Annotated in this window: 9 protein-coding genes and 1 riboswitch; of the genes, 5 read left to right on the plus strand and 4 right to left on the minus strand. The window is 66.4% G+C overall.

Annotated features, from left to right (window positions below; all coding sequences use genetic code 11):
- Positions 1-44 precede the first annotated feature (44 nt).
- The 3 genes from ACZK13_RS15645 (at position 45) to ACZK13_RS15655 (ending at position 4273) form a co-directional block, all read left to right on the plus strand.
- Complete coding sequence (locus ACZK13_RS15645) at positions 45-1748, plus strand: ArnT family glycosyltransferase (protein ID WP_049461541.1); 1704 nt, start codon at positions 45-47, stop codon at positions 1746-1748.
- Between the two features lie 111 nt (positions 1749-1859).
- Positions 1860-2627: a phosphatase PAP2 family protein gene (locus ACZK13_RS15650; RefSeq protein ID WP_071229549.1), complete on the plus strand. Its 768-nt coding sequence runs from the start codon at positions 1860-1862 to the stop codon at positions 2625-2627.
- Positions 2624-4273, plus strand: a complete 1650-nt coding sequence (locus tag ACZK13_RS15655) for a phosphoethanolamine transferase (RefSeq protein ID WP_478481883.1) — start codon at positions 2624-2626, stop codon at positions 4271-4273. Before ACZK13_RS15650 ends, ACZK13_RS15655 begins: the two co-directional genes overlap by 4 nt.
- A 267-nt stretch (positions 4274-4540) precedes the next feature.
- Here ACZK13_RS15655 and ACZK13_RS15660 read toward each other — a convergent pair whose 3' ends face one another.
- Positions 4541-5455 (minus strand): IS110 family RNA-guided transposase, encoded by a 915-nt coding sequence (locus tag ACZK13_RS15660; RefSeq protein ID WP_478481885.1) that lies wholly within the window; start codon positions 5453-5455, stop codon positions 4541-4543.
- 690 nt (positions 5456-6145) lie between these two features.
- Between ACZK13_RS15660 and ACZK13_RS15665 the strand changes: the two genes are divergently transcribed.
- Positions 6146-8110 carry a M2 family metallopeptidase gene (locus tag ACZK13_RS15665; protein ID WP_478481886.1) on the plus strand — a complete coding sequence of 655 codons (1965 nt, stop codon included), beginning with the start codon at positions 6146-6148 and terminating at the stop codon, positions 8108-8110.
- Positions 8111-8405: 295 nt separating this feature from the next.
- On the opposite strand, the gene ACZK13_RS15670 is transcribed toward ACZK13_RS15665, so the two are convergent.
- The 3 genes from ACZK13_RS15670 to ACZK13_RS15680 form a co-directional block, all read right to left on the minus strand.
- Positions 8406-8798, minus strand: coding sequence for a hypothetical protein (locus tag ACZK13_RS15670; protein WP_008265644.1), 393 nt, complete (start codon positions 8796-8798; stop codon positions 8406-8408).
- 83 nt (positions 8799-8881) lie between these two features.
- Positions 8882-9778, minus strand: a complete 897-nt coding sequence (locus ACZK13_RS15675; protein WP_253145124.1) for a siderophore-interacting protein — start codon at positions 9776-9778, stop codon at positions 8882-8884.
- A gap of 142 nt (positions 9779-9920) precedes the next feature.
- On the minus strand, positions 9921-11147 hold the full coding sequence (locus ACZK13_RS15680; protein WP_126928402.1) for a multidrug effflux MFS transporter: 1227 nt from the start codon (positions 11145-11147) through the stop codon (positions 9921-9923).
- A 299-nt stretch (positions 11148-11446) separates the two neighbouring features.
- A riboswitch (glycine riboswitch) is annotated at positions 11447-11549 on the plus strand.
- A gap of 62 nt (positions 11550-11611) precedes the next feature.
- Between ACZK13_RS15680 and gcvP the strand changes: the two genes are divergently transcribed.
- The gene (gcvP, locus tag ACZK13_RS15685; protein WP_253145126.1) at positions 11612-14479 is read left to right on the plus strand and encodes an aminomethyl-transferring glycine dehydrogenase; all 2868 of its coding nucleotides are present in this window, start codon (positions 11612-11614) and stop codon (positions 14477-14479) included.
- Positions 14480-14541 lie beyond the last annotated feature (62 nt).

Raw genomic sequence — 14541 nt, forward strand, 5'->3', positions numbered from 1 at the left:
ACCCCCGCCACCTCAGAATGGCCGTTTTGCTCCCGGAGCCTGCCGTGCCCGTAGCCCTGCCCCGCCGTTGGCGACTGCCCCTGTTGTGGCTGCTGATCATTGCTGCATTGGCAGCGGGCATCGGCCTTCGGCAGCCGCAGCCACCGGACGAGCCGCGCTTCGTGCTGGCCGCACGGACCATGGTCGAGAGCGGGCAATGGCTGCTGCCGCATCGTGGCAGCGAGCTGTATGCCGAGAAACCACCGGTGTTCATGTGGCTGCAGGCGGCCGCCTACGAGGTGGTCGGCAGCTGGCAATGGTCGTTCCTGCTGCCGTCATTGCTGGGCGCCCTGCTGAGTCTGTGGCTGGTGTCGGATCTGGCACGGCGGCTGTGGTCGCCGCGGCATTCCATCTATGCCCTCGCGGCGCTGTTCTGCACCCTGCAGTTCGGGCTGATGGCCAAGCGTGCGCAGATCGACATGGTGCTGGTGGGGATGACCACCGTCGCCCTGTGGGGCTTGATGCGGCACCTGTGCGAACGTCGCAACCTGCCCGCGTTGTGGCTGGCCGGTTTCGCCGCCGGTGTCGGCACGGTGACCAAGGGCGTGGGTTTCCTGCCGCTGCTGCTGGTGCTGCCCTGGTTCGGCTGGTGGCTGTACCAGCGCCGTCGCGGGCACCGTGTGGAGGGTCCGCACCCGGCAACGCTGCTGTGGTTGATCCCGGCGTTCCTGCTGGGCGTGGGCGTGTGGCTGGCGCCGCTGGGCTGGGCCCTGCTGCATACGCCCAGCGCCGAACTGCAGGCCTACGCGCACGAGCTGTTGTTCAAGCAGACCGGCACCCGCTACGCCAATGCCTGGCACCACCGGCAGCCGGCCTGGTACTACCTGCAGGTGATCCTGACCCTGTGGCTGCCGGGCAGCCTGCTGCTGCCGATGCTGTTCAAGCCCTGGTGGCGCCGCATCCGTCGTGGCGATCGCCGCCAGTGGCTGCTGCTGGGCTGGGCCGTACTGGTACTGGTGTTTTTCAGTGCCAGCCCGGGCAAGCGCGAGGTGTACCTGCTGCCGATGCTGCCGGCGATGGCACTGGCCGTGGCGCCGCTGCTGCCCGGCCTGCTGCGCCGCGTGTGCGTGCGCCGCTACCTGTTCGGCTACAGCGTGGTGCTGATGCTGGCCACCGGCGTACTCGGCGTGATGCTGATGACCGAGCACCCATGGGCGTTGGCGCAACTGCAACGCCGCGCCATGCCCGAGACGTTGCTGCCGGTGCTGGGCGATGGCCTGCTGACCTTCGCCATTGCCCTGGCCACGCTGATCGTGTGGCTGCGGGTACGCCGTGCCGCGACGCTGGTACTGCTGACCCACGGCATGCTGTGGATGCTCTACGGCCTGGTGCTGATGCCTGCACTGGACCCCTTCGCTTCGGCGTCGGCACTCATGCGCCGGGTGGGCGCGCGGATCGGACCCGACGCCGAACTGGCGCTGGTGGCCTGGCGCGAGCAGAACCTGTTGCAGGCAGACCGGCCGGTGCGCGAGTTCGGCTTCAAGCGGCCCTGGGCCGAGCAGTGGCACGACGCCGGCCCGTGGCTGGCCGAGGCACCGGGCAAGCGCTGGCTGCTGGTGCTGGACGATGCGATGAGCCCGTGCGTGGACCCGAGCAAGGTGATCGATATCGGTATTGCCAACAGGAATCGCTGGCAACTGCTTCCCGGTACCGCGTGGGACGCGGAATGCCACGCCGAACGGGCCGGCGCGACCGCCGAAGAAGACTGAACGCTGACACGTGCCGGACAAGCATTAACCCGGCACGAACGAGCGTCCGACCCTTCTCCGACATCCAGGTGACGAGCATGGCCGCGGATTCCCGACCCGCCCTTTCCCAGCATGCCCGTCCGTCCCCTTGATTCGGTAGCGCCGCTTGCGACATCGCCACTGGCGTCAAAATTCGCCGTAACTCACCTCTGGCTGCCTGTCGCAATCGGTCTGCCCGTGTTTACGCTGCTGATGGGTTTCGGCGGCGACCAATGGGTGGCCGATCACCTGTTCCGCCTTGAGGGTGGCCATTGGGCGCTACAGGACGCCTGGGTCACCCGCACGGTGGTGCACAAGGCCGGCAAGTGGCTGAGCACGGCTGCTGCGCTCGTGGCGATCCTGCTGTGCTTCCACCACTGGCGTAAGGGTCGCGATCGCACCCTGCGGTGGGCGCTGCTTTATGTCGTGATTGCCATGGCCCTGGGCACGGGTGTGATCTCTCTGCTGAAGTCGCTGGTGCCGATGGAATGCCCCTGGGACCTGCTGCGCTACGGCGGCCACCAGCCGTTCATCGGGCTTTTCACGGCGCGCCCCGCAGGCATGGCCGCGCAGGCCTGCTTCCCGGCCGGCCACGCCAGCGCAGGTTATGCATGGTTGTCCCTGTACTTTTTCGCCTTGCTGTGGCGCCCTTCATGGCGCTGGGCCGGGTTGTGGATCGGCCTTGGCACCGGCCTGGTATTCGGCGTCAGCCAGCAGCTGCGGGGCGCGCATTTCCTTTCGCATGACGTTGCTACTGCGTTGATCTGCTGGCTGCTTTCGCTGGGCCTGTATCTGATCGTCAAACGCGTCCTGGCCCGCCGTCAGCTGGACCGTCCCCACCGCCAGGAGGCAAACGCATGAGTGCATCGGTCCAACGCCCCACCCGCCTTCCCGCGTTGGCGAACCTTCGCCGCTGGCGGCCGCAGCTGTCCACCGAAGCACTGATCGCACTGACCAGCCTGTTCTTCGCGGTGGCAGGCAATGGCCTGTTCTGGCACAGCGCGATGGCCAGCCATCCGGGCAGCCTGCGCTACGCGCTGTCGCTGCTGCTGTTGCTGCTCGGTGCGCACGGCGTGCTGCTGGGCATCCTGGTCTGGCGCTGGAACGCCAAGGTGGTGATCAGCCTGCTGCTGCTGGTGACCGCATTCGCTGCGCATTACATGAGCCGCTACCACATCTACCTGGATGCGGACATGCTGCGCAACGTGCTGGCGACCGATCCCAAGGAAAGCCGCGAGCTGATGACCATATCGCTGGTGTGGCCGGTGCTGTTGCTGGCAGTGTTGCCGATGTCGGTGCTGTGGCGCGTGCAGCTGCGCCGCCGCAGCTGGGGCCGCAGCCTGCTCTGGCGCGTCGGCTTCCTGGTCGTGGCGGCAGTGACCGCGGTGGGCGGCGCATTGATCTCGTTCCAGGATGTCTCGGCACTGATGCGCAACCAGCGCGAAGTGCGTTACCTCGCCACCCCGGCCAATGTGCTGCTGGGCATGCCGCGTGCACTGCGTGGCGACAACCCGGTACAGCGCGCACCGAAGCTGCCGATCGGTACCGATGCCAAGGCCACCCCGCGTGCCCCTGCCAGCAAACCGCGCCTGCTGGTGATCGTCATGGGCGAGACCGTGCGCGCGCAGAACTGGGGCCTCAACGGTGGCCGCAACACCACCCCGGAACTGGCCCAGGCCAGTGTGGTCAATTTCCCGGACATGCATTCGTGCGGTACCAGCACCGAGGTTTCACTGCCGTGCCTGTTCTCGCCATGGGGCAGGCACGACTACGACGAGAAGAAGATCCGCGCGCACCAGTCGCTGCTGCACGTATTGAACCGTGCCGGCATCGCACCGCTGTGGCGTGACAACCAGTCTGGCTGCAAGGGCGTGTGCGAAGGCCTGGACTTCCAATCATTGTCCGATGCGACCACCCCGGGCCTGTGCGCTGACGGCCGCTGCATGGATGAAATCCTGCTGCAGGACCTGGCCACCCAGGTGCGTGCAAAGCCGGGCGACCGGGTGGTGGTGCTGCACCAGCTGGGCAACCACGGCCCGGCCTACTTCGAGCGCTACCCGCCCGCGTTCCGCCGCTTCACCCCCACCTGCGATACCCGCGACATCGGCCGCTGCTCGCGCGAAGAGATCACCAACAGTTACGACAACGCCGTGCTGTACACCGATCACTTCCTGACCAAGACCATCGGCACGCTGCAGGGCATGCAGGATTACGACACGGCGATGATCTACCTGTCCGACCACGGCGAGTCGCTGGGCGAGAAGGGCCTGTTCCTGCATGGCGTGCCCTACGCCATCGCCCCGGCCGAGCAGACCCGGGTACCGATGACGATGTGGTTCTCGCAGGGCTTCGCCAGCAGCCGCGGGCTGGACCTGCAGTGCGTGCGCAAGCGTTCAGCGGCCTACACCGACCACGACAACCTGTTCCCGTCGGTGCTGGGCCTGATGCAGGTGAAGACCTCGCTGTACGAGCGCGATCGCGACGTGTTCGCCAACTGCGAGGGTTGAGGGTTGTTCGGCAGGGCTTGCAGCCCTGCACCCGCGGTAGTGCCGGCCGCTGGCCGGCAGCCTCGACAGCAACAGCAACAGCAACAGCAACAGCAACAGCAGAAGCTGGCTATCCGTGGGTTGGCGGGGTGGGTCCGGTTGCGGGGGACGCCGTAAATACATCCCTGTAGCAACTGTGTTGCTGGAGAGTCTCAGGCCCTCCAGGTAAACGGGCACGGTAGTGCCGGCCGCTGGCCGGCAGCCTTTGGTCTTTCGCCCTGGCTCGCCTCAGGCGGGGACTAGCCCGCTTTCAGCGTCGCGCACACGGGCGTTGAGGATGACCAGCATCTTCCGCATCACTGCCACGATGGCCACCTTGCCTTCCTTGCCGCGGGCTCGTAGCGACTGGTAAAAATCGCGCAGCCGAGGTTCATGCCGCATGGCCGACATTGCCGCCATGTAGAGCACTTGCCGGATTTCGGCTCTTCCACCGTGGATGCTTCGTTTTCCTCTCATCGTGCCGCTGTCGTGGGACATCGGGGCTACCCCGACCAGGCTGGCGATGCGCTTGCCAGTGATCCTGCCAAGCTCTGGCAGATAGCTGGCTAGAACTGCCTGCAGCACAGGCCCTACGCCCTTCATCGACTTCAGCATCTTCAGTTGAGGCTGCTGACCAACCTGCTCGACGATCTGCTTGCCCAGACGCTCAACCAACGTTTGTAGGCGGGTGATGTTGCCCTGCAGTAGTCGGCGCAGTTCACGATCAAGCACCATTTCCTGCTGCTGCAGCGCGATGGTCAGGGCGTCCATCGCCTGCCGACGTGCCCGAACGAACTCCCGCATCTTCTGCTGCCAAGACTGCAGCGGCTGATAGGGAGGCAGCTTCACCAGGGCGGCCATCTGCGCCAACGCGTAGGCATCCAAACGGTCGGTTTTGGCAATCTGACCCAACCCCTGAGCCAGTTTCCGGGCGCGCAAGGCATTGGCACGGGCCACCGGATGACCGGCCTTGTGCAGGAAATCCAGCACCGGCTGCTCATAGCCACCCGTGGCTTCAAGCACGATCTGGCGGGTCGGACGCTTCTTCAGCCAAACATCCAGCTCAGAAAACCCGGAGCGGTTGTTGCTGACCTGCAGGGTTTCTCCGTCCGTCGTACCGATATCCAGCTGACGCTTGCTGACATCAATCCCGATCCCGTTCATCACCTGACTCCGTATAGTCTGGAAGGGTCGAGAGCTCCCCCGCTTGCCCAGTCTTATCGCTTCGAGTGGTCGCTCCAGCAACTGTTCGGGCGGATCAAGGGAGATTCCGGCGTGGGCGCCAAGCTACATGGCGATCGTCGCGATCCTGGTTACGGATCGTCGAGATCTAGGCTCGCACGGCGGCCCACGCCGGCTCTCGACGCCTACGCTGCCAGATTCCGATCAGATAAGGCTCGGTCGCGCCATCCATGGCGCTCACGCCCCCGCAACCGGATCCACCCCGCCTTCGACAGTTTTCCGCGATCTGATGGAACGGCCTTGGGGTCAGATCCGTTTTCCGGAGGAAACCGGATCTGACCCCAGATTCCTTTCGATATCTGACAGATGTGTCGACCAAGGTCGACACCTACCCACAGCACACGGAATCTGTCGGAGGTGGGGCGGTGTCGGAGTGCGGGGTGTCAGCCGCATGGATGCGGCTGCCAAGCCTACAGGGACGTACTTGCGGCGTCCCCGCACTCCGACACCGCCCCGCCAAACCACGGAATACCCGCTTCTGACGTTGACGTTGCTTGAAGGCTTCGGCAGGTGCAGGGCGCAGCCCTGCCGAACCCAACCGACTTCCGCCACTTGCGGTGGCGGCGACTGCCCACTAGCCTTCGGCCGTCGTTCACCACCCAAGGACCGCCCGTGAAACACCGTCATCTCCTGCTGGCCTCGGCAATCGCCGCCGCCACGCTGGCCCTGGCCGCCTGCAAGAAGGAAGCTGCCCCAGGCACCGATACCGCCAGCAGCAGCGCCCCGGCCGGCGAAACCGCCGACCAGTTCGTGGCCCGCATCAATGCCGAATTCAAGGCCGCCTACCCGGAGATGACCTCGGCGCAGTGGCTGTCCTCCACCTACATCAACAGTGATTCGGAACGCATCGCGGCCAAGGCCAACGAGCGCTCGCTGACCCAGCTCAACAGCTGGATCGAACAGGCCTCCACGTTCGACGGCAAGCCGATGAGCGAGGACAGCAAGCGCGCGATCCACCTGCTGAAGCTGATGTCCTCGATGCCGGCACCGCGTGACCCGGCCAAGCTGGCCGAGCTGACCCAGATCGCCACCCGCATGGAAGGCAGCTACGGTGCCGGCAAGTACTGCACCGATGCCAACGATCCCAACTCCTGCCGCCAGCTGGGCGAGCTGGAGCAGGTGCTCGCGCGCAGCCGCGACTACGACAAGCAGCTCGATGCCTGGCAGGGCTGGCACAGCACCACCAAGAGCATGCGCGGCGACTACCAGAAGTTCGTCGGCCTGGTGAACGAAGGCGCCAAGGGCATGGGCTTCACCGATGCCGGCCAGATGTGGCGCAGCGGCTATGACATGCCGCCGGAACAGATCGGCCCGGAAACCGATCGCCTGTGGGAACAGGTCAAGCCGATGTACGAGCAGCTGCACTGCTACGCACGCGGCAAGCTGGACAAGACCTACGGCAAGGACAAGGCCGAAGTAGGCAACGGCCTGATCGCCGCGCACCTGCTGGGCAACATGTGGCAGCAGGACTGGTCGAACCTGTGGGACCAGCTGGAACCGTACCCGGGTGCCGGCAGCCTGGACATCACCGCTGCGCTTGAAAAGCAGTACCAGACCAATCTGAGCGCGGCGCTGGCCAAGGCCGGCAAGGATGCCAACGTAGCGGCGCAGTACAAGGCACAGCGCGAGGCCGAACTGCGTACCGCCAGGCAGATGACCGAGCGCGCACAGGACTTCTACGTGTCGCTGGGCATGCCGTCGCTGCCGCAGTCGTATTGGGAAAAGACCCAGTTCATCAAGCCCGACGATCGCGACGTGGTCTGCCACGCCAGCGCCTGGGACATGAACATGGAAGGCGACGTGCGCACCAAGATGTGCATCAAGCCGAACGAAGAGAACTTCACCACCATCTACCACGAGCTGGGCCACATCTATTACGACCTGGCCTACAACCCGTTGCCGCCGCTGTTCCAGGGCGGTGCCAACGATGGTTTCCATGAAGCGATCGGCGACACCATCGTGCTGGCGATGACGCCCAAGTACCTCAGCTCGATCGGCCTGGTTGATGCGCCGACCGAGAGCCGCGAAGCGGTCATCAACAACCAGATGCGCATGGCGCTGTCGGGCGTGTCGTTCCTGCCGTTCGGGCTGATGATCGACCGCTGGCGCTGGGGCGTGTTCGATGGCTCGATCACCGCCGACAACTACAACAAGGCGTGGTGGGACCTGAAGGCCAAGTACCAGGGCGTGGCGCCGGCCAGCACCCGTGGCGAAGAGTTCTTCGATCCGGGCGCGAAGTACCACGTGCCGGGCAACACCCCGTACACCCGCTACTTCCTGGCGCGCATCCTGCAGTTCCAGTTCTACAAGGGCCTGTGCGACGCGTCCGGCTACAAGGGCCCGCTGCATGAGTGCACCTTCTACGGCAACAAGGAAGCCGGCCAGAAGTACTGGGCGATGCTGAGCAAGGGTGCCAGCCAGCCGTGGCAGGCCACACTGAAGGAACTGACCGGCACCGACAAGCTCGATGCCGGCCCGATGATCGAGTACTTCAGCCCGGTCAACGAATGGCTGAAGCAGCAGAACGAAGGCCAGATGTGCGGCTGGCAGGCCAACGCGGCCCCGGCGGCGAAATGAGAAAAGGGGCGGGTCCGCAAGGATCCGCCCCTTTCCGGTAGTGCCGGCCGCTGACCGGCGACTACGCGATGAAGACCCAACGGGCAGCCGGCCAGCGGCCGGCTCTACCGAAACAGCAATCAAACGAAGGCCAGATGTGCGGCTGGCAGGCCAACGCGGCCCCGGCGGCGAAATGAGAAAAGGGGCGGGTCCGCGAGGATCCGCCCCTTTCCGGTAGTGCCGGCCGCTGGCCGGCAACTGCACGGTGGACATCTGTCTGGCAGCCGGCCAGCGGCCGGCTCTACCGAAATGCCTGTCAGCTGTTCTTCTTCGCCGCCATCGCTGCAGCCAGCTCGGCCTTGAATTCCTCGAAGGTCTGGCCCTTCTCCTTCGCTTCGGCCTGTGCGGCATCGCGCAGCGCATCGGAGTACATCAGGCGCACCGGCGTGCCGTTGCGCTCGTGCAGTTCACCGGCCTGCATGATCAGCGCCAGCACCTGCGCAGCGCTCTCGCTGTGGCCAGCGATGCGGCCGTCCATGCCCAGCACCCATTCGCCGTCACGGCGCACGACACCGGCCAGCAGGGTGCGCTGCGCATCGCGCAGCTCGGCATGCGGTTCCACCGGCGATGCCTGCGCGGCGGCCTTGTTGGCGGCCTGCTTTTCCTGGCGACGGCGCTGGTCGCGGCGGGTCTTGGAGCTGGTGGACATGGTGCGGTACCGCTGCGAAGGGGGGCGCAAGGATAGCGCACCCCGCCCGCAGCGCTGCTTCACGCGTGCTCGATCCAGCATGGTCAGTCCAGCACCTTGCCGTGCCGCCAGTAGCCCATGAAGGTGATCGCGCGGCGGTCCAGCCCGCAATCGCGCACCAGGTGGCGGCGGATCGCCATCACCGCCCCCGCCTCGCCCGCCACCCAGGCGTACAGCGGCCCGGCCACGCAGGTGTCGGCCTGCTCCCAGAGGATCTGCGTATCGACGTCGATCTCCTCCAGCGCATCGCCAGCAGGCACGCTCGAGGTCGCTGACAGCCGTTCCTGGACCGCCTGCAGCAGCGGCTGGCCATAGGCGGCCTGCCCACGCGGCAACCACACCAGCTCGGCCGTGGCCGGCGCCTTCAGGGGAACCGCATCACCGGCCTGCGCCACTTCCAGCAGGGCCAGCGCGCGCGGCGGATCCACCATGGCAGCCAGTTCCTCGAGGATGCCGGCTACCGCAGGCAACGCGGTTTCATCGGCCACCAGCAGCACCTGGCCGACACCGACCGGTGGCTTCCACTCCCAGCCTTCGCTGCTCTCGGCGCAGTCGGCGTCCGGGGCCAGCAGCACCACGCGATCGCCCGGCCGTGCATGCATGGCCCAGCGCGAAGCGGGTCCGGTCACCCCGTGGATGACGAAATCGACGTCGACCTCGCCCTGCTCCGCACGCAACTGGCGGATGGTGTAGGTGCGCATCGGCGGGCGCTGATCGTCCGGCAGGGCCCGATAGCGTGGGTACCAGTCGTCACCGCTGGGGACCTGCGGCACCTCCTGGCCGGGCAAGGGGAAGAACACCTTGATGCGCTGATCCGGGCCTTCGGTTTTCATCCGCGCCACGTCGGCACCGGTGAACACCATGCGGTCCAGGGAAGGGGAAAGAACGCGGCGCTCCTTCAGCGCCACCTCGAACAGGCGGTAGGTCTGCTGCGCAGCCATGGGGGAACCTCATGCAACGACATCGGATTGGCTGGCTGTCGTGCATCCACGCACCGGCTGGCTGGAATGCCCAGCCTAGTCCGGTTGTCCGCGGCTGCAAGGATGTGCCGGCATCCCCGTCCGCCCTACCCCTGCGCGCTGCTCAATGGCCCGTGCAGGCTGCCTGCGCCGCGCGCTCGCGCTGGTGTTCCCAGTACCAGAACACGAAGCCGGCGCCGAAGAACGCGGCCTGGCCCAGGGCCAGGTGCAGCGGGCTGGCGCTGAGCAGCGGCGATACCACGCCGGCCACCACGGTGCTGATCATCAGCTGCACGAAGGCCTGCAGCGACGAGGCCAGGCCGCGCTGGTGCGGGTACATGTCCAGCACCGCCAGCGCCAGGATCGGGAAGATCAGCGCCATGCCCATGCCGCCCAGGAAGATCGGCAGCACTGCCCACGGCAGCACGAACTGCGGCGACAGCGCCACGTAGCCGACGTTCAGCAGCACCGACAACGCGCACAGGCCGAACCCAATGGACACCTGGCGGGTGGGCGTAGTGTGCCCAGCCATGCGCCCGGACAGGAACGAGCCGGTGGTCATGCCACCGATGGTGGGAATGAACAGCCACGCAAAGCCGCCCTCGCCCAGGTGCAGGTGCTGCATCACGAACACCGGCGCCGAGGAGATGTACAGGAAGATGCCACCGAAACCGATGCTGCCGGCCAGCGCCAGGCGCAGGAAGCGCGGATTGAAGCCGATGCGTACGTAGTCACGCATCAACGTGCGCGGCGACAACGGCACGCGTGCTTCGACCGGATGGGTCTCCGGCAGGTAGCGCGCAGTGGCCGCCAGCAGGACCAGCCCGAACACCACCAGGAACCAGAAGATCAGCGGCCAGCCGGCGCCACTGAGCAGGATCCAGCCACCGATGATCGGCGCGATGGCCGGGGCGATACCGAACAGCATCGACACCTGGCTCATCAGCCGCTGCGCGTCGTGGCCGTGGTACAGGTCGCGGATCACCGCGCGGCCGACGATCATGCCGACACCCGCCGACAGGCCCTGCAGCGCACGGAACGCCAGCAGCGTGGTCAGGTCGGTGGACAGCGCGCAGCCAACCGAAGCGCCGACGAACACCACCAGGCCACCGAGGATCACCCACTTGCGGCCCCAGGCATCGGACAGCGGGCCGTGCGCCAGGCTCATCAGGCCGTAGAACAGCAGGTACACGCTGATGGTCTGCTGCACCGCCACTTCGTCCACCGCCAAGCGCTGGGCCAGCTGCGGGAACGCCGGGAAGATGGTGTCGATCGAGAACGGACCGAACATGGCCAGACCGGCGAGCAGCAGGGCCATGCGGCGGGTGGAGGGAGCAACAGCGGCGGTCATGGGGAAGGCGTCCGGCAGGGCCATGCGCGGCACGCACGGCGGGCGCCGGTCCCCTTCTGCAGGGACGGCGCCAGATGAATTCGGGTATCCGCCCATCATAGGTGGGGATTGCGCCCGATGCCATGCAGCGGTGCACAAAACGCACGACATGGCCATCGGCCATTCAGGCGCGGCGGCCATGTCTGGAGGCGGCCGGCGGGCCCGCAACGGGCTATAATCAGCGGGCAACACGGTGGGAGAAGCGGAACACCGCTGCCGAAGGCGCAACGCCCGTAATCGCTCAGGCCCGATACCACCCGTAACAGAACTCTGGAGAGACCGGTTCGATCCGGCGCCGAAGGGGCACGAAGCTGCGGTCCGCCGCGCTTTTAAACTCTCAGGCAAAAGGACAGAGGGGCGCCCCGCAGACCGCCGACCGGCGGCTTGTGCCCGTGCGTGTGCCCTTTCCTGACGGATCCTTCGCCATGTCCCAGAACACCCCTTCCCTGCGTGAGCTCGAGCACCACAATGCGTTCGTCGAGCGCCACATCGGCCCCAACGACGCCGAGATCGCGCAGATGCTCGATGTCGTCGGCCACGCGTCGCTGGATGGCATGACCGATGCCATCGTACCGGCCAAGATCAAGTCGCCGGCGCCGCTGGCGCTGCCGGAGTCGATGACCGAAGTGCAGGCACTGGCGAAGATCCGTGCGATCGCCGACAAGAACACCGTGCTGCGCAGCTTCATCGGCCAGGGCTACTACGGTACCCACACGCCGAACGTGATCCTGCGCAACATCCTGGAAAACCCGGCCTGGTACACCGCCTACACCCCGTACCAAGCGGAAATCTCGCAGGGCCGCATGGAAGCGCTGATCAACTTCCAGACCCTGTGCGCCGACCTCACCGGCATGGAAATCGCCAACGCCTCGCTGCTGGACGAAGCCACTGCCGCCGCCGAAGCGATGACCCTGGCCAAGCGTTCGGCCAAGTCGAAGTCGGACACCTTCTTCGTGCACGACGCCGTGCACCCGCAGACGCTGGAACTGCTGCGCACCCGCGCCGAGCCCATGGGCATCGTGCTGCGCGTGGGCACCCCGGCCGAAGCGCTGGAAGCGGAAGCCTTCGGCCTGCTGCTGCAGTATCCGGATACCTTCGGCCAGGTCGGCGACTACAAGGCGCTGGTCGATGCCGTGCACGCACGCGGCGGCCTGGTGGCCGTGGCCACCGACCTGCTGGCCCTGACCCTGCTGGCCGCCCCGGGCGAATGGGGCGCGGACATCGTGGTCGGCAACAGCCAGCGTTTCGGCGTGCCGTTCGGCTTCGGTGGCCCGCACGCCGCCTTCATGGCGTGCCGTGACGCCTACAAGCGCTCGATGCCGGGCCGCCTGATCGGCGTCTCGATCGACGCGCAGGGCAACCCGGCCTACCGCCTGACCCTGCAGACCCGCGAGCAGCACATCCGCCGCGAGAAGGCCACCTCCAACATCTGTACTGCACAGGTGCTGCTGGCGGTGATGGCGTCGATGTACGCCGTCTACCACGGCCCGGAAGGCCTGACCCGCATTGCCCGCCGCACCCATCGCCTGGCCTCGATCCTGGCCGCAGCGCTGCGCAATGCAGGCGTGCAGGTCGGTGGCGACTTCTTCGACACCCTGCATGTCACCGGCGTGCACGCCGATGAGATCCACGCCAAGGCCCGCGCCGCCGGCTACAACCTGCGCGCGATCGACAGCGACTCGGTCGGCATCAGCCTGGACGAAACCACTACCCGCGCCGACATCGTCGCCGTGGCTGCCGTGTTCGGTGCCTCGCTGGACGTCGACGCACTGGATGCCAGCACTGCCGATGCGCTGCCGGCCGGCCTGCTGCGCCAGTCCGCGTTCCTGACCCACCCGGTGTTCAACACCCACCATAGCGAGCACGAGCTGCTGCGCTACCTGCGTTCGCTGGCCGACAAGGACCTGGCAATGGACCGCACGATGATCCCGCTGGGCTCGTGCACCATGAAGCTCAACGCCACCGCCGAGATGATTCCGGTGACCTGGCCGGAGTTCTCGCAGATCCACCCGCTGGTGCCGGCCGACCAGGCGCTGGGCTACAAGGAACTGATCGACACGCTGGAAGCGATGCTGGTGGAATGCACCGGTTACGACGCGGTCAGCCTGCAGCCGAACTCCGGCGCGCAGGGCGAGTACGCCGGCCTGCTGGCGATCCGCGCCTACCACCGCTCGCGCGGTGAGGAACATCGCGATATCTGCCTGATTCCGGACTCGGCGCACGGCACCAACCCGGCCTCGGCACAGATGTGCGGCATGAAGGTGGTGGTGACCAAAACCGATGCCAACGGCAACGTCGACGTCGAGGACATCCGCCTCAACGCCGAGAAGTACAGCGACCGCCTGGCCGCGATCATGATGACCTACCCGTCCACGCACGGCGTGTTCGAGGAAGAGGTGGTGGAGATCTGCGAGATCATCCACAAGCACGGCGGCCAGGTGTACACCGACGGTGCCAACATGAACGCCCTGGTCGGCGTGGCCAAGCCGGGCAAGTGGGGTTCGGATGTTTCGCACCTGAACCTGCACAAGACCTTCTGCATCCCGCACGGTGGTGGCGGCCCGGGCGTCGGCCCGTGCGCGGTCAAGGAGCACCTGGCGCCGTTCCTGCCAGGCAAGCTGGGTGACAACGGCCCGGTCGGCATGGTCAGCGCCGCCAGCTTCGGCAGCGCCTCGATCCTGCCGATCAGCTGGATGTACATCGCGATGATGGGCCGCGACGGCCTGCGCAAGGCCACCCAGGTCGCGCAGCTCAACGCCAACTACATCGCCAAGCGCCTGGCCCCGCACTTCAAGACCCTCTACACCGGCCGCAACGGCCTGGTGGCACACGAGTGCATCCTGGACGTACGCCCGCTGGAGAAGACCAGCGGCATCGGCGCCGAGGACGTGGCCAAGCGCCTGATCGACTTCGGCTTCCACGCCCCGACCCTGAGCTTCCCGGTGGCCGGCACGCTGATGGTCGAGCCGACCGAGAGCGAGTCGCTGCACGAGCTGGATCGCTTCATCGACGCGATGATCCAGATCCGCGAGGAGATCACCGCGATCGAAGACGGCCGCCTGGACCGCGAGGACAACCCGCTGAAGAACGCGCCGCATACCGCGACCGCCGTGACCGCCAGCGAATGGACCCACGCCTACCCGCGTGAACTGGCTGCGTTCCCGCTGGCCAGCCTGAAGCAGAGCAAGTACTGGCCGCCGGTGGCCCGTGTCGACAACGTGTACGGCGACAAGAACGTGATGTGCGCCTGCATCCCGGTCGATGCCTACAAGGACGATGAAGTCGAGGCGTGATTCCTCGCTGCATCGGTAAACAGAACGGCCCGCGCAAGCGGGCCGTTTTCATAAGCGCGTGT

It is taken from the genome of Stenotrophomonas sp. 99219_Sma, assembly GCF_056480785.1.

Bases quoted from the DNA above. Each gene is read 5' to 3' on its own strand.
- ACZK13_RS15650 (WP_071229549.1), top strand. From the start codon at position 1,860: ATGCCCGTCCGTCCCCTTGATTCGGTAGCGCCGCTTGCGACATCGCCA.
- ACZK13_RS15655 (WP_478481883.1), top strand. From the start codon at position 2,624: ATGAGTGCATCGGTCCAACGCCCCACCCGCCTTCCCGCGTTGGCGAAC.
- ACZK13_RS15660 (WP_478481885.1), bottom strand. From the start codon at position 5,455: ATGAACGGGATCGGGATTGATGTCAGCAAGCGTCAGCTGGATATCGGT.
- ACZK13_RS15670 (WP_008265644.1), bottom strand. From the start codon at position 8,798: ATGTCCACCAGCTCCAAGACCCGCCGCGACCAGCGCCGTCGCCAGGAA.
- ACZK13_RS15675 (WP_253145124.1), bottom strand. From the start codon at position 9,778: ATGGCTGCGCAGCAGACCTACCGCCTGTTCGAGGTGGCGCTGAAGGAG.
- ACZK13_RS15680 (WP_126928402.1), bottom strand. From the start codon at position 11,147: ATGACCGCCGCTGTTGCTCCCTCCACCCGCCGCATGGCCCTGCTGCTC.
- gcvP (WP_253145126.1), top strand. From the start codon at position 11,612: ATGTCCCAGAACACCCCTTCCCTGCGTGAGCTCGAGCACCACAATGCG.